Source organism: Pseudomonas sp. Hz4 (assembly GCF_054898165.1).
The window spans coordinates 3,476,794-3,498,728 of the sequence record NZ_CM142719.1; the positions used below are offsets into that span (position 1 = coordinate 3,476,794).

Genomic DNA, 21,935 nt, shown 5'->3' on the forward strand with positions numbered 1-21,935 from the left:
TAGAACCGGCATAAGTCGGTCATTGCCTGCGAGGAACTCGGAATGTCTCTGTTGATCCGTGGCGCCACTGTTATTACCCACGATGAAAGTTATCGCGCCGACGTCTATTGCGCCGACGGCGTGATCAAAGCCATCGGCGAAAACCTCGATGTTCCGGCGGGTGCCGAAGTGCTCGACGGCAGCGGCCAATACCTGATGCCCGGCGGCATCGACCCGCACACGCACATGCAGCTGCCCTTCATGGGCACGGTGGCCAGTGAGGATTTTTTCAGTGGCACGGCGGCAGGTCTGGCCGGCGGTACCACGTCGATCATCGACTTTGTGATTCCCAATCCGCAGCAATCCTTGATGGAAGCTTTTCATCAGTGGCGCGGCTGGGCCGAGAAGTCAGCGTCGGATTACGGTTTCCATGTCGCGATCACCTGGTGGAGCGAACAGGTGCGTGAGGACATGGCCGAGCTGGTCAATCATCACGGGGTCAACAGCTTCAAGCACTTCATGGCCTACAAAAACGCGATCATGGCCGCCGACGACACTTTGGTGGCGAGTTTCGAGCGCTGTCTGGAATTGGGTGCAGTGCCGACTGTGCATGCGGAGAACGGTGACCTGGTCTATCACCTGCAACGCAAGCTGATGGCCCAGGGCATGACCGGCCCTGAAGCGCATCCGTTGTCCCGCCCTTCGCAGGTTGAAGGTGAAGCGGCCAGTCGGGCGATCCGCATCGCCGAAACGCTAGGCACGCCGTTGTACCTGGTGCATGTCTCGACCAAGGAAGCCCTCGACGAAATCACCTACGCCCGCAGCAAGGGTCAACAAGTCTACGGAGAAGTCCTTGCCGGGCATTTGCTGCTGGACGACAGCGTCTATCAACACCCGGACTGGCAGACCGCCGCCGGTTACGTGATGAGCCCGCCCTTCCGTCCTCGCGGCCATCAAGAGGCGCTTTGGCACGGCCTGCAATCGGGCAATCTGCACACCACCGCCACCGACCATTGCTGTTTTTGCGCAGAACAAAAAGCCGCCGGCCGTGACGATTTCAGCAAGATCCCAAATGGCACGGCAGGTATCGAAGACCGCATGGCGGTGCTTTGGGATGAAGGCGTGAACACCGGGCGTTTGTCGATGCAGCACTTCGTGGCGCTCACCTCCACCAACACCGCGAAGATCTTCAACCTCTACCCACGCAAAGGGGCGATTCGCGTCGGTGCGGATGCGGACCTGGTGCTGTGGGATCCGGAAGGTACGCGCACGATTTCAGCGAAGACCCATCACCAGCAGGTCGATTTCAACATCTTCGAAGGCAAAACCGTTCGCGGTGTTCCGAGCCACACCGTCAGCCAGGGTCGGGTGGTTTGGGCGGATGGTGATTTGCGGGCCGAGCGTGGTGCCGGGCGGTACGTCGAACGGCCGGCGTATCCGGCGGTGTTTGATTTGCTGAGTAAGCGGGCTGAGCTAACTCGGCCGGTTGCTGTGAAACGCTGAGAGCGGCCTTCGGCCTATCGCGGGCAAGCCACGCTCCCACATTTGAAATGCATTCCCCCTGTGGGAGCGTGGCTTGCCCGCGATGGCGTCAGTCCAGACAACACAAAAATCAATGCCCATCAGAGGCAGTACCTCAATAACCGTGAGGCCAACACCGTGATCAAGACCCTGAACCACCTCCCGCATCCCTATGAGAATGCGGCCGCCCTCGCCGGCCATTTCACCGATCTGGCACCACCACTCAACGACCGTCAGGCGCATCTGGAAGCCTCGCGTTGCCTGTACTGCTACGACGCGCCGTGCGTGAACGCCTGTCCGAGCGAGATCGATATTCCGTCGTTCATTCGCAATATCCATCAGGAAAACGTTCAGGGCGCCGCGCAGAAAATCCTTTCAGCGAACATCCTCGGCGGCAGTTGCGCCCGGGTGTGTCCGACGGAAGTTCTTTGCCAGCAAGCCTGCGTGCGCAACAACGACCATGAGTGCGCACCGGTGCTGATCGGCCTGTTGCAGCGTTACGCCGTAGACAACGCACACTTCTGCGAACACCCCTTCCCACGTGCGGCATCTACTGGCAAGCGCATCGCCGTGGTCGGTGCCGGACCGGCCGGTTTGTCCTGCGCTCACCGCAGTGCCATGCACGGTCATGACGTGGTGATCTTCGAGGCACGGGAAAAGGCTGGCGGCCTCAACGAATACGGGATCGCCAAGTACAAACTGGTGGACGATTACGCGCAGAAGGAGCTTGAATTTCTATTGGAGATCGGTGGGATCGAGATCCGCCATGGGCAAAAACTGGGAGAGAACCTGACCTTAAGCGAACTGCATCAGCAATTCGACGCGGTGTTCCTCGGCCTCGGCTTGAATGCCAGTAAACAACTGGGGCTCGCCAACGAAGAGGCGCCGGGCTTGCTTGCCGCCACCGACTACATCCGCGAACTGCGCCAAGCCGATGACCTGACGCAACTGCCGCTGGCCGATCATTGCATCGTGCTGGGCGCCGGCAACACCGCCATCGACATGGCCGTGCAAATGGCTCGCCTCGGCGCTCGCGACGTGAACCTGGTGTACCGCCGCGGTGTCGAGGAAATGGGCGCCACGGGTCACGAACAAGACATCGCCAAGGCCAATCAGGTGCGGCTGTTGACCTGGGCACAACCGGAAGAAGTGCTGCTCGATGACCAGGGCCACGTACGCGGCATGCGCTTTGCCCGCACGCAGCTGGTGGACGGTCGCCTGCAAACCACTGGCAAAACCTTCGAACTGGCCGCCGACGCAATCTTCAAAGCCATCGGTCAAGCCTTCGACGCCAGCGCCCTCGCCGACCCGCTGGCCCGTGAACTCGAGCGCCAGGGTGAGCGGATTCAAGTGGACGAAAACCTGCGCACCAGCATTCCCGGCGTGTACGCCGGTGGCGACTGCACCAGTCTCGATCAGGACCTCACCGTGCAAGCCGTACAGCACGGCAAACGGGCTGCCGAGGCCATCAACGCCCAACTCATGCTCAACGTGGAGGCTGCGTAAATGGCCGATCTCTCGATTGTCTTCGCCGGCATCAAAGCCCCCAATCCGTTCTGGCTGGCCTCCGCGCCACCGACCGACAAGGCCTACAACGTGGTCCGCGCCTTCGAGGCCGGCTGGGGGGGCGTGGTCTGGAAAACCCTGGGTGAAGACCCGGCGGCGGTCAACGTGTCGTCGCGCTACTCAGCGCATTTCGGTGCCAACCGCGAAGTGATGGGCTTCAACAACATCGAACTGATCACCGATCGCTCGCTGGAAATCAACCTGCGGGAGATCACTCAGGTCAAAAAGGACTGGCCGGACCGCGCGCTGATCGTGTCGCTGATGGTGCCCTGCGTCGAAGAATCATGGAAATTCATCCTGCCGCTGGTGGAAGCCACCGGTGCCGACGGTATCGAACTGAACTTCGGCTGCCCGCACGGGATGCCGGAACGTGGCATGGGCGCGGCGGTCGGCCAAGTGCCGGAGTACGTCGAACAGGTCACCCGTTGGTGCAAGACGTATTGCTCGCTGCCGGTGATCGTCAAGCTCACACCGAACATCACCGACATTCGCGTCGCCGCCCGCGCGGCCCATCGCGGTGGCGCGGATGCGGTGTCGCTGATCAACACGATCAACTCGATTACCAGCGTCAACCTGGAGCGCATGGTCGCCAATCCCGCCGTGGGCAGACAAAGCACCCACGGTGGTTATTGCGGCTCTGCGGTGAAGCCGATTGCGCTGAACATGGTCGCCGAAATCGCCCGCGACCCACAGACGCAAGGCCTCCCGATTTCCGGCATTGGCGGCATCGGCAGTTGGCGCGACGCGGCGGAGTTCATTGCGCTGGGCAGCGGCTCGGTGCAGGTCTGCACGGCGGCGATGCTGCATGGTTTCCGGATTGTCGAGGAGATGAAGGACGGGTTGTCACGCTGGATGGACAGTCAGGGTTACGCCAGCGTGTCGCAGTTCACCGGGCGTGCGGTGGGCAATACCACGGACTGGAAGTACCTGGACATCAACTATCAGGTGATTGCGAAGATTGATCAGGAAGCGTGCATTGGTTGCGGTCGCTGCCACATTGCTTGCGAAGACACCTCGCACCAAGCGGTTGCCAGCCTGAAGCAGGCGGACGGGACGCATAAATATGAAGTGATCGATGATGAGTGTGTGGGGTGCAATCTGTGTCAGATCACGTGCCCGGTGCAAGATTGTATTGAGATGGTGCCAATGGATACGGGCAAGCCGTTTCTGGATTGGAATCATGATCCGAGGAATCCGTACCACGTCGCTCTCTAACCGATCGTTCCCACGCTCTGCGTGGGAATGATCGAGTCAGGGCTCCAACCCGATCCCCCGCAAGATCACACTCGTCACCGTCTGCACCGCCCGCTCAAACTGCATGTCCGACAGCGGCTGGTGGTCATTCAGAATATTCACCTGATGATCGAAGTCTGCGTAATGCTGGGTCGAGGCCCAGATCATGTACAGCAGGCTTGAAGGCTCCACCGGCAGGATGCGTTTGTCGTCCACCCACTGGCGAATTTTCGCCTCTTTCATCTTTGCCCAGTCGTACAGACTCACGTCCAGCTTCTCACCCAGCGTCGGTGCACCATGGATGATTTCGTTGGCCCAGACTTTGGAGCCGTAAGGCCGGCTGCGGGAGTGGTTCATTTTGGCGCGGATGTAGCTGCTGAGCACCACGCGCGGATCGTCGAACATCTCGAAGCACAGAGCGTCCTGTTTCCACACTTCCAGCAAATCGAACAGCACAGCGCTGTACAGTTCACTCTTGGTGCTGAAGTAGTAATGCAGGTTGGAGCGCGGCAGTTGCACTTCAGCGGCGATGTCGGCCATGGCGGTGCCGCCGAAACCTTTTTCGGCGAAAACCTTTTCGGCCCCCAGCAGAATTTTCTCGACGTTACTGCGACGAATCTCGATCTTGTGATTGCCCATGAGGGCTCCCTGACAACAGCGTTGGCCAAGACTAGCATCCGCTCTACATCGCGGCGACAAGGGAAAACGAAACTTCGTACACCCGGCTTCTCGCAGGTAAACTAGCGCCTCTTCGAACCTGCCTCAGAGGTATTCACGATGCTGCTCAAGAAAGCCCTGACCACCGCCGCCCTGCTCGGCTCGTTGTTCGCCGCTTCATCGGTGTTTGCCCACGCCCATCTGAAAAGCCAGACCCCGACCGCCGACAGCACGGTGAGCGCGCCGTCGGAACTTCGCCTGGTGTTTTCCGAAGGCGTTGAAGCGACCTTTTCCAAGGTCACGATCAGCAAGGACGGCGCCGACGTGCCGGTGAAAAGCCTCGCCACTGAAGGCAGCGACAAGAAAACCCTGATCGTCACCCCGGCTGCACCGCTGGCGGCGGGTGCCTACAAAGTCGAATGGCACGCGGTGTCGGTCGATACGCACAAAAGCGAAGGCGCCTACAGCTTCAAGGTTGACCAGTAATTCATGACGAGCGCGATGGTGCTGTGCCGCTTCCTGCATTTCACCGTGGTGCTGATGCTGTTCGGGGCCTGGGTGTTCAGACCTCTGCTGCTCAATGGCGCCGTTGAAAAGCTGGATCAGCGACTGGCGAGAACCAGCCGCTGGCTGGCGGCGGTGGCATTGGTCAGCGGCGTTGCCTGGTTACTGTTGATCACCGCCAGCATGGCCGGGGCCTGGGACGCGGCATTCGATCCGTCGACCCTGCGCCTGGTGTTGGGCACTACATTGTTCGGGCAGGTCTGGCGCTGGCACCTGCTGCTCAATGCTGTATTGGTAGCGCTGCTGATGACGCCATTGCGTTCGAACCTGCCCCTGCGAATCGGCCTCGCCGGCCTGCTGCTGGGGACGCTCGCCCCGGTCGGCCACGGTGCCATGCTCGACGGCCTAAACGGCCAATTGCTGATCCTCAATCAAATCATTCACCTGACCTGCGTCGGCGCCTGGCTCGGCGGTTTGATGCTGCTGGTGATGATCCTGCGGCAACCGGCAGAGCAACGCGTTAAAGCAATATTGCAGCGCTTCAGTGGTGTCGGTTACGCCTTGGTTGCGGGGCTGCTGATCACCGGGCTGATCAACGTTCGGGTACTCACTGGGCAGTTCTGGCCGACGCCATTGTTGTCCGGGTTTGCGTTGATTCTGTTGATCAAGGTGGTGCTGGTCGCTGCGATGCTGGGATTGGCACTGTTCAATCGGCTGCGGATCAACACCGGCGAGCAGCGCCTGACGACCTTGCGTGCCAGCGTGATCCTCGAATGGTTACTCGGGATGGGTGCAGTGGCGGCAGTTTCTTTACTCGGCACTATGCCGCCAATGACCACCCTTTTGTAGGAGCGAGGCTTGCCCGGGAAGGCCTCCCCGCGATTCATCTGATCAACCGCGTTATCGTTCTTCGCGGGCAAGCCTCGCTCCTACGAACAATCGACATACCTCAGACCACATTAAGTCATCGTATAACTTCTGATTGACATTCCCTGAAATCCTCGCAAATAATCGCCCCAATGTTGTACGACGACGTACGACAAAAATAAAAACAACAAAGAAACAAGGGAGCGTCATTGTGAGCAAGCTCGTCCGTAATCCCTCCATCTGCACCCCTCGCCCAACCTTCGCGCGCCGTCGTACCCTGAGCCTGATCGGTTGCAGCAGCCTGGCCTTCGCCCTGCCCATGACGAGCAATGCCGAAGGTTTTGTCGATGACGCCAAGGCCACACTGAACCTGCGCAACTTCTACATCAACCGCAACTTCACCCACCCGGCCTACCCACAGGGCAAGGCTGAAGAGTGGACCCAAAGCTTCATTCTCGACGCCAAATCCGGGTTCACCCAAGGCTTCGTCGGTTTCGGCGTGGATGTGCTGGGCCTGTACTCGCAAAAGCTCGACGGAGGCAAAGGCACGGGTGGCACCTCGTTGCTGCCAATTCACGACGACGGCCGCCCTGCTGACAATTTCGGCCGTCTGGGCGTGGCGCTGAAAGGCAAAATGTCGAAAACCGAATTGAAGGTCGGGGAATGGATGCCGGTGCTGCCGATCCTGCGCTCCGACGACGGCCGATCCCTGCCGCAAACCTTTCGCGGTGGCCAGGTAACGTCCAGCGAGATCAGCGGCCTGACACTCTACGGCGGCCAGTTCCAGGGCAACAGCCCGCGCAACGATGGGAGCATGGAAGACATGTTCATGAACGGTAAAACCGCGTTCACCTCCGACCGTTTCAACTTCGGCGGAGGCGAGTATGCGTTCAATGAAAAGCGCACCCAGGTCGGGGTCTGGTACTCGGAACTCAGCGACATTTACCAACAGCAGTACTTCAACCTGAGCCACAGCCAGCCCATCGGCGACTGGACCCTCGGCGCCAACCTGGGCTACTTCATCGGCAAGGAAGACGGCAGCGCCCTGGCCGGCGACCTCGACAACAAAACCGCGTTCGCCATGCTCTCGGCCAAATACGGCGGCAACACCTTCTTTGTCGGTCTGCAAAAACTCAGCGGCGACGATGTCTGGATGCGGGTCAACGGCACCAGCGGCGGCACCCTGGCCAACGACAGCTACAACTCCAGCTATGACAACGCCAAGGAAAGATCCTGGCAACTGCGCCACGACTACAACTTTGTAGCGCTCGGCATTCCCGGCCTGACGATGATGAACCGCTACATCAGCGGCGATAACGTGCACACGGGCACCATCACCGACGGTAAGGAATGGGGCCGCGAATCGGAACTGGCTTACACCGTGCAGAGCGGCGTGCTGAAGAACCTCAACGTCAAATGGCGCAACGCGAGCATCCGCAAGGATTTCAGCACCAACGAATTCGACGAAAACCGAATCATCATCAACTACCCGATCTCGTTGCTGTAAGGCATTGATCCGCCCTGCTGATAGGTCGTTATCACGGCGATCTATTTCAGCGGTTGGTCGAATTGAGCTCGGGACGACCCTCCGTCAATTTCAAACGATGTCGCGTTGACAAGAATGGGAAAGCTTAACAATACTTCGATCAAGTCGTACGACAACTTACAACGAACTCAATAACAATGACTGCTTGCAGGGACTTCCATGACAACTACTCCTACAGCCCGCGCCCCTTTTAATCGCCTGCTCCTGACCGGCGCCGCCGGTGGCCTTGGCAAAGTCTTGCGCGAAAGCCTGCGGCCTTACGCCAACGTGATTCGCCTGTCGGACATCGCCGATATCACCCCTGCCGTCGATGATCGTGAAGAAGTCGTGCCCTGCGATCTCGCGGACAAACAAGCGGTGCATCAACTGGTCGAAGGCGTGGACGCGATCCTGCACTTCGGCGGTGTTTCGACGGAGCACTCGTTCGAAGATATCCTCGGCGCCAACATCTGCGGCGTGTTTCACATTTACGAAGCCGCTCGCCGTCATGGCGTGAAGCGCGTGATTTTCGCCAGCTCCAACCACGTGATCGGCTTCTACAAACAGGACGAAGTCATCGATGCCCACTGCCCTCGACGCCCGGACAGCTATTACGGTTTGTCCAAGTGCTACGGCGAAGACATGGGCAGTTTCTACTTCGATCGCTACGGCATCGAGACCGTCAGTATCCGTATCGGCTCCTCGTTCCCGGAACCACAGAACCGTCGAATGATGAGCACCTGGCTGAGTTTCGGCGACCTGACCCACCTGCTCGAATGCGCGCTGTATGCGCCCAATGTCGGCCACACCGTGGTCTATGGCGCGTCCGACAACAAGAACGTCTGGTGGGACAACCGTTTCGCCACCGCCTTGGGCTACTCGGCAAAAGACAGCTCCGAAGTGTTCCGCGAAAAAGTCGAAGCCCAACCGATGCCGGCCGCTGATGACCCGGCCATGGTTTACCAGGGTGGCGCGTTTATCGCGGCTGGCCCGTTCGGCGACTGAAGCCCCTTACTCCACTTGATCCCGACAGCAACCCCAAGGGAATGAGTTGCCATGCACGCTGAATTGATTGTCGATGCCCGTAACGCAGTGGGTGAAAGCCCAGTCTGGGTCCCCGAGGAAAACGCCCTGTATTGGGTTGACATTCCTGCCGGTGGACTTCAGCGCTGGAGCGCCGAAACCGGCCATGTCCATTCTTGGACCGCTGCGCAGATGCTCGCCTGCATTACACGTCACAGCGACGGCGGCTGGGTTGCCGGGATGGAAAGCGGGTTCTTCCATCTGCACCCGCATAACGAAGGCAGCCTCGACAGCGCACCGCTGGCGCACGTCGATCACGCCCGCCCCGATATGCGCCTGAACGATGGGCGCTGCGATCGTAAGGGACGCTTCTGGGCCGGCAGCATGGTGCTGAACATGGCCGCCAATGCTACCGACGGTACGCTTTATCGCTACAGCGCCGGTCAACGCGGGCCGATCGATGCTCAGCTCGGCGGATTCATCGTGCCTAACGGCCTGGGTTTCAGCCCGGACGGGCGGACGATGTACCTGTCTGACTCCCATCCCCTGGTCCAGCAAATCTGGGCTTTTGATTACGACCTCGACAGCGGCACGCCGTCCAATCGTCGGCTATTTGTCGACATGAATCAGTTCGCGGGTCGTCCCGATGGCGCAGCGGTCGATGCCGAAGGCTGCTACTGGATCTGCGCCAACGACGCCGGGCTGATTCACCGCTTTACCCCCGACGGACGACTGGACCGTTCCCTCGCCGTACCGGTGAAAAAACCGACCATGTGCGCCTTTGGTGGGAGCCGACTGGACACGCTGTTCGTGACCTCGATCCGCCCCGGCGACGACCTTGACGAACAGTCGCTGGCCGGCGGGGTGTTCGCCCTCAATCCCGGGGTGAAAGGTTTGCCGGAGCCGCTGTTCAAAGACTGATTTCTAATCACCCCCGCTTCAAACGCTTCTGCTGCACCGCTGTGCCTTGAATAAAAAAAACAACAAGACTGGAGACACGCCCCATGGACTTCAAACGTAGCTTGCTCGCCGCTGCACTTCCCTTGGCCTTCACCCTCAGCAGTGCCGTTCAGGCACTGGAAATCAAATTCGCCGACATCCACCCCGCGGGTTACCCGACCGTGGTGGCAGAGGAACAACTCGGCAAGACGCTGGTTGCCGACAGCGACGGCAAGCTGACCTTCAAGATGTTCGCCGGCGGTGTGCTCGGCTCCGAAAAAGAAGTAGTTGAACAGGCTCAAGTCGGCGCCATCCAGATGGCGCGGGTCAGCCTCGGCATCGTTGGCCCCGTGGTACCAGACGTGAATGTGTTCAACATGCCGTTCGTGTTCCGTGACCAGGCGCACATGCGCAAAGTCATCGACGGTGAAGTCGGCGACGAGATCCTCGACAAGATCACCCATTCCGAATTCAACCTGGTCGCCCTGGCCTGGATGGACGGCGGCACGCGCAACATCTACACCAAAAAACCGGTACGCAGCCTCGCCGACCTCAAAGGCATGAAGATCCGCGTGCAAGGCAACCCGATGTTCATCGAAACCATCAATGCAATGGGCGGTAACGGCATTGCGATGGACACCGGCGAGATCTTCAGCGCCTTGCAAACCGGGGTGATCGACGGCGCGGAAAACAACCCGCCGACCCTGCTCGAGCACAACCACTACCAGAACGCGAAGTTCTACAGCCTGACCGGCCACTTGATCCTGCCAGAACCGATCGTGATGTCGAAAATCACCTGGGACAAACTCACCCCCGAGCAGCAAGTGCTGGTGAAGAAAACCGCCAAAGCCGCACAGGCGCAAGAACGCATCCTGTGGGACGCCAAATCGACCAGCAGCGAAGAAAAACTCAAAGCCGCTGGCGTCGAGTTCATCACCGTCGACAGGAAACCTTTCTATGAGGCAACCGCCTCGATCCGCGAAAAATACGGCGCTCCTTACGCCGATTTGATCAAGCGCATCGAAGCCGTTCAGTAACCCTCCCTGCACTCATGAAAGGCCCGGCGCGGTTGACGTGGGTGTATGTCAGCGCGCGCCCGGTTACGGTGAAACCCGATGAAGAATCTGCTGCTGCGCATCAACGACAAAATCTACATGACCTGCATCTGGATTGCCGGTCTGTCGGTTCTGACCATTTCGCTGATCATTCCCTGGGGCGTCTTCGCCCGTTACGTGCTCGGCACCGGCTCGAGCTGGCCGGAGCCCACCGCAATCTTGCTGATGATGGTCTTCACCTTCATCGGCGCCGCCGCCAGCTATCGTGCCGGTGCGCACATGGCGGTGGCGATGCTCACCGACCGCATGACGCCCCAACTGCGCCAGACCATGAGCATCGTGTCGCAACTGTTGATGGCAACGATCTGCCTGTTCATGACGATCTGGGGCACCAAGCTCTGCCTGTCCACCTGGAACCAGTTCATGAGCGCCCTGCCGACTTTGCGCGTCGGTATTACGTACATGCCAATCCCGATTGGCGGCGTGCTGACGCTCATTTTTGTGTTGGAAAAACTTTTGCTCGGTGACCAGAGCAACCGTCGGGTCGTGCGTTTCGACCTGGTTGAAGAAAGCGAAGGTGCCGCCTAAATGGACGCTCTGATTCTGCTGGGTAGTTTTATCGCATTGATCCTGATCGGCATGCCGGTCGCCTATGCGCTGGGGTTTTCCGCCCTGATCGGGGCGTGGTGGATCGACATTCCGTTCCAGGCGCTGATGATTCAGGTCGCTGGCGGTGTGAACAAATTCTCTTTGCTGGCTATTCCGTTTTTCGTACTCGCGGGCGCGATCATGGCCGAGGGCGGCATGTCCCGGAGGCTTGTGGCATTTGCCGGCGTGCTGGTCGGGTTCGTCCGTGGCGGGTTGTCGCTGGTCAACATCATGGCCTCGACGTTCTTTGGCGCGATTTCCGGTTCCTCGGTAGCCGACACCGCGTCGGTCGGTTCGGTACTGATCCCGGAAATGGAACGCCGTGGGTATCCCCGGGAATTCGCGACGGCGGTCACCGTCAGCGGCTCGGTACAAGCGCTACTGACCCCGCCCAGCCACAACTCGGTGCTTTACTCGTTGGCCGCTGGCGGCACGGTGTCGATCGCGTCGCTGTTCATGGCCGGCATAGTGCCGGGTCTGTTGATGAGCGCATGCCTGATGGTGCTGTGCCTGATCTTCGCCAGAAAGCGCAACTACCCCAAGGGCGAAGTGATTCCCCTCAAGCAAGCGCTAAAAATCTGCGGCGAAGCGCTGTGGGGCTTGATGGCAATGGTCATCATCCTCGGCGGCATTCTCTCGGGCATTTTCACCGCCACCGAATCGGCGGCAATCGCGGTGCTGTGGTCGTTTTTTGTGACCATGTTCATTTACCGCGACTACAAGTGGCGCGATCTGCCGAAACTGATGCACCGCACGGTGCGGACGATTTCGATCGTGATGATTCTGATCGGCTTCGCTGCCAGCTTCGGCTACATCATGACCCTGATGCAGATCCCGGCGAAGATCACCACGATGTTCCTGACCCTGTCGGACAACCGTTACGTGATCCTGATGTGCATCAACGTCATGTTGCTGTTGCTCGGCACCGTGATGGACATGGCGCCGCTGATCCTGATCCTCACGCCGATTCTGATGCCGGTGATTCTGGGCATTGGCGTGGACCCGGTGCAGTTCGGCATGATCATGCTGGTGAACCTGGGGATCGGTCTGATAACGCCGCCGGTGGGTGCGGTGCTGTTCGTAGGGTCGGCAGTGGGCAAGGTCAGTATCGAAAGCACCGTGAAAGCCCTGCTGCCGTTCTATGGCGTGCTGTTTTTGGTGCTGTTGGCCGTGACCTACATTCCTGCGCTGTCGCTGTGGTTGCCGCATTTGGTGTTGTAACGCTTTTTTTGCAGGAGCCAGGCTTGCCGGCGAAAGCGTCCTTGAGTGCGCCTTCGCCGGCTAGCCTGGCACCTACAAAGGGCCATTCACCCATTATCGAAAAATCCCTACCTATCGCTGGTCAACATGACGCCAACACTGCTCAAACTCGAAGACGAACTGACCCACCTCACCCTCGCTCCGGAACTCGGTGGCAGCATCGTCAACTGGACGGTGCGGGGCACGGATCAGCCGCTGTTGCGCCACAGTGACGCTCATGCGCTGGACACCGGTCTACCCAACAAACTCAGTTGCTTTCCCTTGGTGCCCTGGTCCAACCGGATTACCGACGGTGGTTTCGATCGCCCGGACGGCTGGCTCGCGCTGGAGCCCAATAGCCTCACCGATCCGTATCCTATTCACGGCAGCGCCTGGCAGCAGCCGTGGCAGGTCATTTCACAGACGCGTAATGAGGTCGTCCTGCAACTCGACAGCACCACGCCGTTCGCGTATCGCGCCCGGCAGCGTTTCCATCTGAGCGCGGGCAAGCTGAGCATCGAGTTGCACGTTACGCATCTGGCCGAGCGCGCCGCGTGGCAGGGTCTGGGATTGCATCCCTATCTGCCGCGAACCACCGGCACGCAGCTACAGGCAAAGGCCGGGCAAGTCTGGTTGTGCGATGCGTCCAAACTGCCGACACGACTCAATTGGTTGCCTGCCGATTGGAATTTCCAGTCCCTCAAGGCATTGCCCGACACGTTGGTCGACAACGGTTTCTGCGAATGGGATGGCCACTGCCTGATCCAGCAACCCAACCTCGGTTATGAACTGCAATGCCAGGCCAGCGGCAGCGACTACTACCTGCTGTACTGCCCTGTCGGGCTGGAGTTTTTCTGCATCGAACCGGTGAGCCATCCGGTCAATGCCCATCATTTGCCCGGTCGGCCAGGGTTAGTGTTGTTGGAGCAAGGTCAGTCCACTGAGTTGGGTTTCAACTTGCAGTACCGCCCCTACCCCAACAACTGACTCAGCACCGCGCGCAACTTGCCGGGTTTCACTGGTTTGTTCAGCAACGGCGCATCGAGTCGCTGTAATGAGCGTCGACACTGATCGGTGCGGTCGGCTGTGATGATGACCGCTGGAATCGTCTGGCTGAAATGCTCACGCAAATGCCTGACAACATCACAGCCCACCACCCCATGATCGAGGTGGTAGTCCGCCAGAATCAGTTCCGGTGGTCGCCCCTGCAGGGCTGCCAGTGCGGAGAATTCATCAGTGGCCGTCACCACCTCGCAGCCCCACTGCCCGAGCAGCGCGCTCATGCTTTCGAGGATGCTCACTTCATTGTCCAGTACCAACAAACGTCGGCCCGGCAATGGATTGCCGGTGCCCGGCAGTGGCGCGGCCAGACTGATCGGTGGCGGAACCTTATGGGAAATCGGCACGTCGATGCTGAACACCGAACCGCGTCCCGGCCGTGAATGAACCTGGATTGTGTAGTTAAGGATCTTGGCGATACGCTCAACGATCGCCAGCCCCAGGCCCACACCCTTGCGGTCGGCGGCGCGCCCTACATCCAGTTGGTTGAATTCCAGGAAGATCGAATCCAGCCGGTCCGCCGCGATCCCGCGCCCGGTGTCCCAAACTTCCAGGCGCAGCATGTCACCCCGGCGTCTGGCACCCAGCAAGATGCTGCCCTCGTCAGTGTAGCGACAGGCGTTACTGAGGAAGTTGCGCAGGATCCGCGTCATCAGGCGCAAGTCTGTACTGATGGCGTAATCGCCCATGTGCACCCGCAGGTTCAACCCTGCAGCGTGTGCCACTGACTGGAACTCCGACACCAACGGCGCGAGCAATTCGTCGAGACGGTACAGCGCAATGTCCGGTTTGACCGCTGCCTGATCGAGCCGGGAAATATCCAGCAAATCGGTGAGCAAATCTTCCGCCCCTTCCAGCGCCTGGTGCGTACGCTCCACCAGCACCTGTTCGACGTCGGGCAGCTTGCGCTCGCGCAGGGTGGAGATCAGCAAGCGCGCGGCATTGAGCGGTTGCAGCAGGTCATGGCTGGCGGCGGCGAGGTATTTGTCCTTGCTGCGATTGGCGGCCTCGGCGGCGTCCCGGGCATCGCGCAATGCTTGGGCAATCTGTTTACGCTGGTTGATCTGCTGTTGCAGGTTGCGATTGGCTTCCAGCAGCTCGTCGGTGCGCGCGGTGACCCGCTGCTCCAGTTCGTCGTTGAGTTGCTGCAGGCGCTGCTGGGCGAGTTTGCGTTCGGTGATGTCGGCGACAAACCCCTCCACCAGCCCTTCCTGATCGGGCTTGAGCAACAGGTTCATCAGCACGTCGAGGCTGCTGCCATCCTTGCGCCGCAATTGGGTTTCGTACCCGTGCAGGCTGCGCTCGCGCTTGAGCATTTCAACGATGTTTTCCAGCTCTTGAGCACCACCGACAAACAGGTTGCTCGCCAGGTCGGCCAGTGAGAACAACACCTCTTGCGGGTTCTGATAGCCAAGCATCCGCGCCAGTGCCGGGTTGGCGGCACGCATGCCTTCCAAGAGGCTTGCCTGGAAGATCCCGTGGACCGCGTTTTCGAACAGCCATTTGTAGCGATTGCGCTCGGCTTCCAGCTCGTCCAGGCGCGCGGCCAGTTCCGGGTAATGACTCTTGCGCGCCGAGTGGCTGCCTAACCCCAGTAACCCCGCCAGCGCCCGTTGCTGTTCGTCAGAGGGCTTCGCCATAGACGACCTCGACATCACGCTGACTGGACTCGCGCGGGTTGGTCAGGATGCACGGGTCGTGCATGGCGTGTTGCGACAGGAACGGAATGTCTGCAGTGCTGACCCCGTGCAGTCCGAGGGTTTCGTGGAAGCCGATCGCATGTTTCAGGGCGATCAGATGCTCCACCAGGCGCCCGCTAATCTGCCGGTGATTCAAGCCACGGCAATCGATGCCGAAGGTCTCGGCGATCACCTTGAAACGTTCCGGTGCCGAGCTGTAGTTGAACGCCACCACGTGTTCCACCAGCACGGCGTTGCACAAACCGTGCGGCAGATCGAGAAAACCGCCCAGGCTGTGAGACATGGCGTGCACCGCGCCGAGGATCGCGTTGGAGAACGCCAGCCCGGCCTGCATGCTGCCGAGCATGATTTTCTCGCGCAGGGCGATGTCGTTCGGGTTGGCGATCATCTGCACCAGGTTGCCGTTGATCAGGCGCATCGCCTCCAGCGCATGGGGATCGGTCAACGGCCCGTGACCGGTAGAAACAAACGCTTCGATGGCATGCACCAACGCATCGATGCCGGTACAGGCCGACAGGAACGGGTCCATGCTCAACGTGGTTTCCGGGTCGATCAGCGACACGTCCGGGACCACCGCCTTACTGACGATGGAGAACTTCATGCGTTCTTGCTGGTTGGAGATGATCACGAATTGCGAGACATCGGCCGAGGTCCCGGCGGTGGTCGGAATCAGGATCAGCGGCGGGCTCGGGACACGGAGGGTGTCCACGCCTTCGAATTCGAGGATGCTGCGTCCATGGGCGACGACTATGCCGATGCCTTTGCCGCAATCCATCGGGCTGCCGCCACCGACGGCAACGATCACATCGCAATGATTTTCCCGGTACAGATCGGCGCCGAGCATCACTTCTTCGACCCGTGGGTTGGGCGAAACCGCGCTGTACAGGAAATACTCGATGCCTTGGGCTTGCAAACTGGCCTCGACATCGGCGACCCAACCGGCGGCAATCACACCAGGATCGCTGACCAGCAGCACCTTGCGGGCGCCAAAGGTTTTGGCGCAATTGCCGACGTTGTGCCGGCAGCCGGCACCAAAGATGATTTCAGGCGAGACGAATTTACGCAGCTGGCTGAGACTTTGGCTCATTGGAAAGCCTGTTTTTATTGTTTTGGAAGGTAACGTCCACACTAAAGCATCCGGCTGTGAATGCAATCAGACCAATAGGTAGCCTTCAGCTCAGCCTTGATAGATCAATCGCGAAGCCTTCTCGTTACGCAACGTCAGATGTTCCATGCCCAGTCCCGGTGCCTCGGCTTCCTCGCGGGCCTTGAGAATCAAACCGTGGTGCGGGGACTTGCTGCACACCGGGTCAGCGTCGGCGGCATCACCGGTCAGCATGAATGCCTGGCAGCGGCAGCCGCCCAGATCCTTGTGCTTTTCATCGCAGGAGCGGCACGGTTCTTTCATCCAGTCATCGCCACGAAAACGATTGAAACCGAAAGAATCCGTCCAGATGTGCTCGATACTGTGCTCGCGCACGTTGGGAAACTGTATCGGCAACTGTCGGGCGCTGTGGCAAGGCAACGCCGTGCCGTCCGGGGTGATGTCGAGAAACAGATTGGCCCAGCCGTTCATGCAGGTCTTGGGGCGCTCTTCGTAGTAATCCGGGGTAACGAAGATCAGCTTGCACGGGTGGCCCTGCGCTTCAAGACGCTCGCGGTATGAGTGGGTGATGCGCTCGGCACGCTGCAATTGTTCGCGGGTGGGTAACAGGCCCACGCGGTTGAGCTCGGCCCAGCCGTAGAACTGACACGTCGCCAATTCGACGAAATCAGCTTCCAGCTCCAGGCACAAGTCGATGATCTGCGCGATCTGGTCGATGTTGTGCCGATGGGTGACGAAGTTCAGCACCATCGGATAGCCCTGGGCCTTTACCGCGCGGGCCATGGCGAGTTTCTGGGCGAAGGCCTTGCGCGAACCGGCGAGCATGTTGTTCACCGCTTCGTCGGCGGCCTGGAAGCTGATCTGAATGTGGTCCAGCCCCGCGACCTTGAAATCGCGGACTTTCTGCTCGGTCAAGCCGATGCCCGAGGTGATCAGGTTGGTGTAGTAACCCATTCCCCGGGCGGCCTTGATCAGCTCGGCCAAGTCCTGGCGAACCAACGGCTCGCCGCCGGAAAAGCCCAGTTGCGCGGCGCCCATCTCCCGAGCCTCGCGGAACACCCGAATCCATTCCTCGGTGCTCAATTCCTCACCCTGCTGGGCGAAGTCCAGCGGGTTGGAACAATACGGGCATTGCAGCGGGCACCGATAGGTCAACTCCGCCAACAGCCACAGCGGCGGGCCCGGGCGCGAGTCACTCGATCCAGAATTGAGCATGGGCCACCTCCAGAAACGCCAGCACATCCTCGTCGATCCCCGGCACACCGGGGAAACTCGCGGACAGTTGATCAATGATCGCCGCGACGCTGCGCTGGCCATCCACCAGATCGAGAATCTGCCCGGCACTGATGTTGAGTTTGATCATGCCTTCGGGGTACAGCAGCACGTGGCAATCCTGACGGGGCTCCCATTGCAGGCGAAAACCCCGGCGCAGCGACGGTGATTGTTCACGGCTGATCAGGCTCACAGGGCAATCCCCCGGTGCCACACGTTTGAAGGGGTGACGGTGTGATACGGCGGGCGCTCCAGCTCGTAGGCCATGCTCATGGCGTCGAGCATGCTCCACAGTACGTCGAGCTTGAACTGCAGAATGTCCAGCATGCGTTGCTGGCCTTCGACCGTGACGTAGTGCGCCAAGGTAATGCGCAAACCATGCTCTACGTCGCGCCGCGCCTGACTCAGGCGAGTGCGGAAATAGTCGTAACCGCCGACGTCGATCCACGGGTAATGGGTCGGCCAGGCATCGAGCCGGGATTGGTGAATCTGTGGCGCAAACAGCTCGGTCAGCGAACTGCTGGCGGCTTCTTGCCAACAGGCGCGACGGGCAAAGTTGACGTAGGCATCCACGGCGAAACGCACACCCGGCAGCACTAATTCCTGTGAGAGGATTTGCTCGCGCTCCAGCCCCACCGCTTCGCCCAGCCGCAGCCAGGCTTCGATGCCGCCTTCGGTGCCGGGTGCGCCGTCGTGATCGTGGATCCGTTGCAGCCATTCCCGGCGCACTTCGCGGTCTGGACAGTTGGCGAGAATCGCTGCGTCCTTCAGGGGGATGTTTACCTGGTAATAGAAGCGATTGGCGACCCAGCCTTGAATCTGCTCGCGACTGGAGCGCCCGGCGTACATGGCTTGGTGGAATGGATGGTGGATGTGGTAATAGGCGCCTTTGGCGCGCAGGGCTTGCTCGAATTCGGCGGGGGACATCGGGGTGTTGGTCATTGCGGTTCTCCGGGAACAACCGTTAGATTCTGCGGTGTCAGGTCTGGCGCCTTCGCGAGCAAGCCCGCTCCCACAAGGGATCTGCGGTGTAAACAAAACCCTGTGGGAGCGGGCTTGCCCGCGAAGAGGCCATGAGCTACAGCACAATACTCATGCCGTCATAGGCCACTTCAATCCCGCGCCGCTCCAGCAGCGCCCGCTCGGCCGAGTCTTCATCGAGGATCGGGTTAGTGTTGTTGATGTGGATCAGCACCTTGCGCTGGCGGGTGAAGCCTTCAAGGATGTCGAGCATGCCGCCAGGGCCGCTTTGCGACAGGTGACCCATTTCACTGCCCAGGTTCTGACCGACTTCGCAGATTCGCATCTCGTCGTCGCGCCACAAGGTGCCGTCCAGCAACAGGCAATCGGCGCGTTGCATCCAGCTCAGGACTTCGTCGTCGATTTGACCCAGGCCTGGCGCATAGAACAGTGAGGCGCCGGTGCGTCGGTCTTCTACAAACAGCCCGATGGTGTCGCCCGGCTGCGGATTGCCGCGATTGGGCGAGTACGGCGGTGCGTTGCTCACCAAGGGGATCGCACGAAATTGCAGGTGTTCGCAGGCCGCGATGCTGAACGGCTCGCGGTCCAGTCCGACCGGTTGCCACTGCAACCCGCCGTTCCAATGCTTGAGCATGGTGAACAAGGGGAAGCCGCTGCTCAGGTCTTCATGGACGCGTTCGGTGCACCAGACCGAATGCGGGCAGCCTTCGCGCAGACTCAACAGGCCAGTGCAATGGTCGATCTGGCTGTCCATCAGGACGACGCCGACGATCGCGGTATCACGCACCCGGCGCGCCGGTTGCAGCGGCGCGAAACTCTCGAGTTGCGCGCGAATGTCCGGTGAAGCATTGCACAGCACCCAATCCACACCGTTGTCGCTCAGGGCAATCGATGACTGTGTGCGCCGTTGCGCCCGTAGGCTGCCATTGCGCATCGCGGCGCACTGGCGGCAGTTGCAATTCCATTGCGGAAAACCACCGCCAGCGGCGGATCCGAGAACGCGAATGTGCATGGGCAATGCTCCAGAAGGCAGGCCCGGCCAACGCAACAGCTGGCCGGGTGAACAGTCAGCGGTTGGCGAAATACATCGTCACTTCGAAGCCAATGCGCAGATCGGTAAACGCGGGTTTAGTCCACATGGGTCAATCCTCTTCTTGTGCCGGACGATTCCGGTAAAGCCATTAATGCACGGGGTGCCAGGCACCCGAATGCTACTTTCGAACGAGGTGGCGGCGTGCATTGGTAGGGGGTGTGCAGCGATCTTCAGAAACACACAAAACCAATGTGGGAGCGAGCTTGCTCGCGATGAGGGCAGTACAGTCAACATTGATGTTGGCTGTCAGACCGCTATCGCGAGCAAGCTCGCTCCCACAGGTTTTTCAGTGTTCTTAAAAGGTTAGAAGAACCCCATCGGATTGATGTCGTAGCTCACCAGCAGGTTTTTGGTCTGCTGATAGTGGTCGAGCATCATCTTGTGGTTTTCACGGCCGACACCGGATTTCTTGTAGCCACCGAACGCGGCGTGGGCCGGGTACAGGTGATAGCAGTTGGTCCAGACACGCCCGGCCTTGATCGCCCGGCCCATGCGGTAAGCGCGGTTGATGTCGCGGGTCCACAGACCGGCGCCGAGGCCGAACTCGCTGTCGTTGGCAATCGCCAGGGCTTCGGCTTCGTCCTTGAAGGTGGTGATACCCACCACCGGGCCGAAGATTTCTTCCTGGAACACGCGCATTTTGTTGTGGCCCTTGAGCAGGGTCGGCTGAATGTAATAACCCGTCGACAAGTCGCCCTCAAGACGCTCGGCCGCGCCGCCGGTGAGCAGTTCGGCGCCCTCCTCCTGAGCAATTTTCAGGTACGAGAGGATCTTGTCGTATTGCTGTTCGGACGCCTGGGCGCCGACCATGGTTTCGGTGTCCAGCGGGTCGCCGCGCTTGATCTTGACGATTTTCTTCATCACCACTTTCATGAAGTCGTCGTAGATCGATTCCTGAACCAGGGCCCGGGACGGACAGGTGCAGACTTCACCCTGATTGAAGAACGCCAGCACCAAACCTTCGGCGGCCTTCTCGATGAACTGTGGCTCGGCTTGCATGATGTCTTCGAAGAAGATGTTTGGCGACTTGCCGCCCAGTTCGACAGTGCTCGGAATGATGTTCTCGGCCGCGCATTTCATGATGTGCGCGCCAATCGGGGTGGAACCGGTGAAGGCGATCTTGGCGATGCGCTTGCTGGTGGCCAGCGCCTCACCCGCTTCGCGACCGAAACCCTGGACGATGTTCAGCACACCGGCCGGCAGCAAATCGGCGATCAGTTCGGCGAAGACCATGATCGACAGCGGCGTTTGTTCGGCAGGCTTGAGCACCACGCAGTTGCCGGCGGCCAGGGCCGGGGCGAGTTTCCAGGCGGCCATCAGCAGTGGGAAGTTCCAAGGAATGATCTGCCCGACCACGCCCAATGGCTCGTGGAAGTGATAGGCGGTGGTCAGCTCGTTGATCTCGGCGGCGCCGCCCTCTTGAGCGCGGATGCACCCGGCGAAGTAACGGAAATGGTCGGCGGCCAGCGGCACGTCAGCGTTCAGGGTCTCGCGCACGGCCTTGCCGTTGTCCCAGGTTTCGCTGACGGCGAGGATTTCGAGGTTTTGCTCGATGCGGTCGGCAATTTTCAGCAGCACCAGGGAGCGGTCCTGCGCCGAGGTCTTGCCCCAGGCATCGGCGGCGGCATGGGCGGCATCGAGGGCTTTTTCGATGTCGGCGGCGCTGGACCGAGGGAACTCGGCGATCACTTCACCGTTGACCGGCGAGGTGTTGGTGAAATATTCGCCATTGACCGGGCCGACGAACTCACCGCCGATGAAGTTGCCGTAGCGCGCTTTGAACGTAACGACGGCGCCGGGTGTTCCAGGTTGTGCGTAGATCATGGTGGCCTCTGTCTGGGTCGATGCCTGTCGGGCAAACAGGCGATGAACCGATAGTAGAGAGCCCCGCGCGTCAAACGAATGCGCCGTTGGCAGGAGGACTCTCGTTATTTGGTAGTAGGTGATCGTTCCACGCTCTGCGTGGGAA

At 60.0% G+C, this 21,935-nt stretch carries 21 protein-coding genes; 12 read left to right on the forward strand and 9 right to left on the reverse strand.

From position 1 onward, the window contains the following. Nucleotides 1-42 precede the first annotated feature (42 nt). The 3 genes from hydA (at nucleotide 43) to preA (ending at nucleotide 4,281) form a co-directional block, all read left to right on the forward strand. Entirely contained in the window at nucleotides 43-1,482 is a 1,440-nt protein-coding gene (hydA, locus tag ACYZTR_RS15825) for a dihydropyrimidinase (RefSeq protein ID WP_461972311.1), read from the forward strand. Between the two features lie 156 nt (nucleotides 1,483-1,638). Continuing rightward, complete coding sequence (locus tag ACYZTR_RS15830; protein WP_461972313.1) at nucleotides 1,639-3,006, forward strand: NAD(P)-dependent oxidoreductase; 1,368 nt, start codon at nucleotides 1,639-1,641, stop codon at nucleotides 3,004-3,006. Then, nucleotides 3,007-4,281 carry an NAD-dependent dihydropyrimidine dehydrogenase subunit PreA gene (gene preA / locus ACYZTR_RS15835; protein WP_461972315.1) on the forward strand — a complete coding sequence of 425 codons (1,275 nt, stop codon included), beginning with the start codon at nucleotides 3,007-3,009 and terminating at the stop codon, nucleotides 4,279-4,281. A gap of 36 nt (nucleotides 4,282-4,317) precedes the next feature. Here the strand turns inward: preA and ACYZTR_RS15840 are convergent, their stop codons facing one another. After that, nucleotides 4,318-4,938, reverse strand: coding sequence for a TetR/AcrR family transcriptional regulator (locus ACYZTR_RS15840; RefSeq protein ID WP_461972317.1), 621 nt, complete (start codon nucleotides 4,936-4,938; stop codon nucleotides 4,318-4,320). A gap of 138 nt (nucleotides 4,939-5,076) precedes the next feature. Here ACYZTR_RS15840 and copC point away from each other — a divergent pair, with 138 nt between their 5' ends. The 9 genes from copC (at nucleotide 5,077) to ACYZTR_RS15885 (ending at nucleotide 13,743) form a co-directional block, all read left to right on the forward strand. Next, nucleotides 5,077-5,442, forward strand: a complete 366-nt coding sequence (copC, locus tag ACYZTR_RS15845; protein ID WP_461972319.1) for a copper homeostasis periplasmic binding protein CopC — start codon at nucleotides 5,077-5,079, stop codon at nucleotides 5,440-5,442. A gap of 3 nt (nucleotides 5,443-5,445) precedes the next feature. Continuing rightward, complete coding sequence (gene copD, locus ACYZTR_RS15850) at nucleotides 5,446-6,309, forward strand: copper homeostasis membrane protein CopD (protein WP_461972321.1); 864 nt, start codon at nucleotides 5,446-5,448, stop codon at nucleotides 6,307-6,309. 229 nt (nucleotides 6,310-6,538) lie between these two features. Continuing rightward, complete coding sequence (locus ACYZTR_RS15855) at nucleotides 6,539-7,834, forward strand: OprD family porin (RefSeq protein ID WP_461972323.1); 1,296 nt, start codon at nucleotides 6,539-6,541, stop codon at nucleotides 7,832-7,834. Between the two features lie 198 nt (nucleotides 7,835-8,032). Further along, nucleotides 8,033-8,857, forward strand: coding sequence for an NAD-dependent epimerase/dehydratase family protein (locus ACYZTR_RS15860; RefSeq protein WP_461972325.1), 825 nt, complete (start codon nucleotides 8,033-8,035; stop codon nucleotides 8,855-8,857). A 51-nt stretch (nucleotides 8,858-8,908) separates the two neighbouring features. After that, nucleotides 8,909-9,796 (forward strand): SMP-30/gluconolactonase/LRE family protein, encoded by an 888-nt coding sequence (locus ACYZTR_RS15865; protein ID WP_461972327.1) that lies wholly within the window; start codon nucleotides 8,909-8,911, stop codon nucleotides 9,794-9,796. Between the two features lie 83 nt (nucleotides 9,797-9,879). After that, nucleotides 9,880-10,851 (forward strand): TRAP transporter substrate-binding protein, encoded by a 972-nt coding sequence (locus tag ACYZTR_RS15870; protein ID WP_461972329.1) that lies wholly within the window; start codon nucleotides 9,880-9,882, stop codon nucleotides 10,849-10,851. A 78-nt stretch (nucleotides 10,852-10,929) separates the two neighbouring features. Next, nucleotides 10,930-11,457, forward strand: coding sequence for a TRAP transporter small permease (locus ACYZTR_RS15875; RefSeq protein WP_461972331.1), 528 nt, complete (start codon nucleotides 10,930-10,932; stop codon nucleotides 11,455-11,457). Next, the gene (locus tag ACYZTR_RS15880) at nucleotides 11,458-12,738 is read left to right on the forward strand and encodes a TRAP transporter large permease (RefSeq protein ID WP_461972333.1); all 1,281 of its coding nucleotides are present in this window, start codon (nucleotides 11,458-11,460) and stop codon (nucleotides 12,736-12,738) included. Between the two features lie 126 nt (nucleotides 12,739-12,864). Then, on the forward strand, nucleotides 12,865-13,743 hold the full coding sequence (locus ACYZTR_RS15885; RefSeq protein ID WP_461972335.1) for an aldose 1-epimerase: 879 nt from the start codon (nucleotides 12,865-12,867) through the stop codon (nucleotides 13,741-13,743). Here ACYZTR_RS15885 and ACYZTR_RS15890 read toward each other — a convergent pair. The 8 genes from ACYZTR_RS15890 to exaC all read right to left on the reverse strand — a co-directional run bounded on the left by ACYZTR_RS15890 (nucleotide 13,728) and on the right by exaC (nucleotide 21,790). Next, a complete protein-coding gene (locus tag ACYZTR_RS15890) occupies nucleotides 13,728-15,455 on the reverse strand; it encodes a PAS domain-containing hybrid sensor histidine kinase/response regulator (protein ID WP_461972337.1) in 1,728 nt (575 codons plus the stop codon). The two genes, ACYZTR_RS15885 and ACYZTR_RS15890, sit on opposite strands and share 16 nt — an antisense overlap. Next, entirely contained in the window at nucleotides 15,439-16,602 is a 1,164-nt protein-coding gene (gene ercA / locus ACYZTR_RS15895) for an alcohol dehydrogenase-like regulatory protein ErcA (RefSeq protein WP_461972339.1), read from the reverse strand. Before ercA ends, ACYZTR_RS15890 begins: the two co-directional genes overlap by 17 nt. 90 nt (nucleotides 16,603-16,692) lie before the next feature. Beyond that, complete coding sequence (gene pqqE, locus ACYZTR_RS15900; protein ID WP_461972341.1) at nucleotides 16,693-17,835, reverse strand: pyrroloquinoline quinone biosynthesis protein PqqE; 1,143 nt, start codon at nucleotides 17,833-17,835, stop codon at nucleotides 16,693-16,695. Then, the gene (gene pqqD, locus ACYZTR_RS15905) at nucleotides 17,813-18,085 is read right to left on the reverse strand and encodes a pyrroloquinoline quinone biosynthesis peptide chaperone PqqD (RefSeq protein ID WP_461972343.1); all 273 of its coding nucleotides are present in this window, start codon (nucleotides 18,083-18,085) and stop codon (nucleotides 17,813-17,815) included. Before pqqD ends, pqqE begins: the two co-directional genes overlap by 23 nt. After that, on the reverse strand, nucleotides 18,082-18,834 hold the full coding sequence (gene pqqC, locus ACYZTR_RS15910) for a pyrroloquinoline-quinone synthase PqqC (protein ID WP_461972345.1): 753 nt from the start codon (nucleotides 18,832-18,834) through the stop codon (nucleotides 18,082-18,084). The genes pqqD and pqqC overlap by 4 nt, the downstream gene beginning before the upstream one ends. Nucleotides 18,835-18,970: 136 nt before the next feature. Then, nucleotides 18,971-19,885 (reverse strand): pyrroloquinoline quinone biosynthesis protein PqqB, encoded by a 915-nt coding sequence (gene pqqB, locus ACYZTR_RS15915; protein ID WP_461972347.1) that lies wholly within the window; start codon nucleotides 19,883-19,885, stop codon nucleotides 18,971-18,973. Between the two features lie 55 nt (nucleotides 19,886-19,940). Next, the gene (gene pqqA, locus ACYZTR_RS15920) at nucleotides 19,941-20,012 is read right to left on the reverse strand and encodes a pyrroloquinoline quinone precursor peptide PqqA (protein ID WP_003253598.1); all 72 of its coding nucleotides are present in this window, start codon (nucleotides 20,010-20,012) and stop codon (nucleotides 19,941-19,943) included. Nucleotides 20,013-20,269: 257 nt separating this feature from the next. Beyond that, nucleotides 20,270-21,790 (reverse strand): acetaldehyde dehydrogenase ExaC, encoded by a 1,521-nt coding sequence (gene exaC / locus ACYZTR_RS15925; protein ID WP_461972349.1) that lies wholly within the window; start codon nucleotides 21,788-21,790, stop codon nucleotides 20,270-20,272. Nucleotides 21,791-21,935 lie beyond the last annotated feature (145 nt).

What these genes read in the sequence shown, in the direction of transcription:
- copC (WP_461972319.1), top strand. Translation starts at nt 5,077, where the DNA reads ATGCTGCTCAAGAAAGCCCTGACCACCGCCGCCCTGCTCGGCTCGTTG.
- ACYZTR_RS15880 (WP_461972333.1), top strand. Translation starts at nt 11,458, where the DNA reads ATGGACGCTCTGATTCTGCTGGGTAGTTTTATCGCATTGATCCTGATC.
- hydA (WP_461972311.1), top strand. Translation starts at nt 43, where the DNA reads ATGTCTCTGTTGATCCGTGGCGCCACTGTTATTACCCACGATGAAAGT.
- preA (WP_461972315.1), top strand. Translation starts at nt 3,007, where the DNA reads ATGGCCGATCTCTCGATTGTCTTCGCCGGCATCAAAGCCCCCAATCCG.
- exaC (WP_461972349.1), bottom strand. Translation starts at nt 21,790, where the DNA reads ATGATCTACGCACAACCTGGAACACCCGGCGCCGTCGTTACGTTCAAA.
- ACYZTR_RS15860 (WP_461972325.1), top strand. Translation starts at nt 8,033, where the DNA reads ATGACAACTACTCCTACAGCCCGCGCCCCTTTTAATCGCCTGCTCCTG.
- ACYZTR_RS15885 (WP_461972335.1), top strand. Translation starts at nt 12,865, where the DNA reads ATGACGCCAACACTGCTCAAACTCGAAGACGAACTGACCCACCTCACC.
- ACYZTR_RS15890 (WP_461972337.1), bottom strand. Translation starts at nt 15,455, where the DNA reads ATGGCGAAGCCCTCTGACGAACAGCAACGGGCGCTGGCGGGGTTACTG.
- pqqB (WP_461972347.1), bottom strand. Translation starts at nt 19,885, where the DNA reads ATGCACATTCGCGTTCTCGGATCCGCCGCTGGCGGTGGTTTTCCGCAA.
- pqqC (WP_461972345.1), bottom strand. Translation starts at nt 18,834, where the DNA reads ATGACCAACACCCCGATGTCCCCCGCCGAATTCGAGCAAGCCCTGCGC.
- ACYZTR_RS15875 (WP_461972331.1), top strand. Translation starts at nt 10,930, where the DNA reads ATGAAGAATCTGCTGCTGCGCATCAACGACAAAATCTACATGACCTGC.
- copD (WP_461972321.1), top strand. Translation starts at nt 5,446, where the DNA reads ATGACGAGCGCGATGGTGCTGTGCCGCTTCCTGCATTTCACCGTGGTG.
- ACYZTR_RS15865 (WP_461972327.1), top strand. Translation starts at nt 8,909, where the DNA reads ATGCACGCTGAATTGATTGTCGATGCCCGTAACGCAGTGGGTGAAAGC.
- ACYZTR_RS15840 (WP_461972317.1), bottom strand. Translation starts at nt 4,938, where the DNA reads ATGGGCAATCACAAGATCGAGATTCGTCGCAGTAACGTCGAGAAAATT.
- pqqE (WP_461972341.1), bottom strand. Translation starts at nt 17,835, where the DNA reads ATGCTCAATTCTGGATCGAGTGACTCGCGCCCGGGCCCGCCGCTGTGG.
- ercA (WP_461972339.1), bottom strand. Translation starts at nt 16,602, where the DNA reads ATGAGCCAAAGTCTCAGCCAGCTGCGTAAATTCGTCTCGCCTGAAATC.
- ACYZTR_RS15870 (WP_461972329.1), top strand. Translation starts at nt 9,880, where the DNA reads ATGGACTTCAAACGTAGCTTGCTCGCCGCTGCACTTCCCTTGGCCTTC.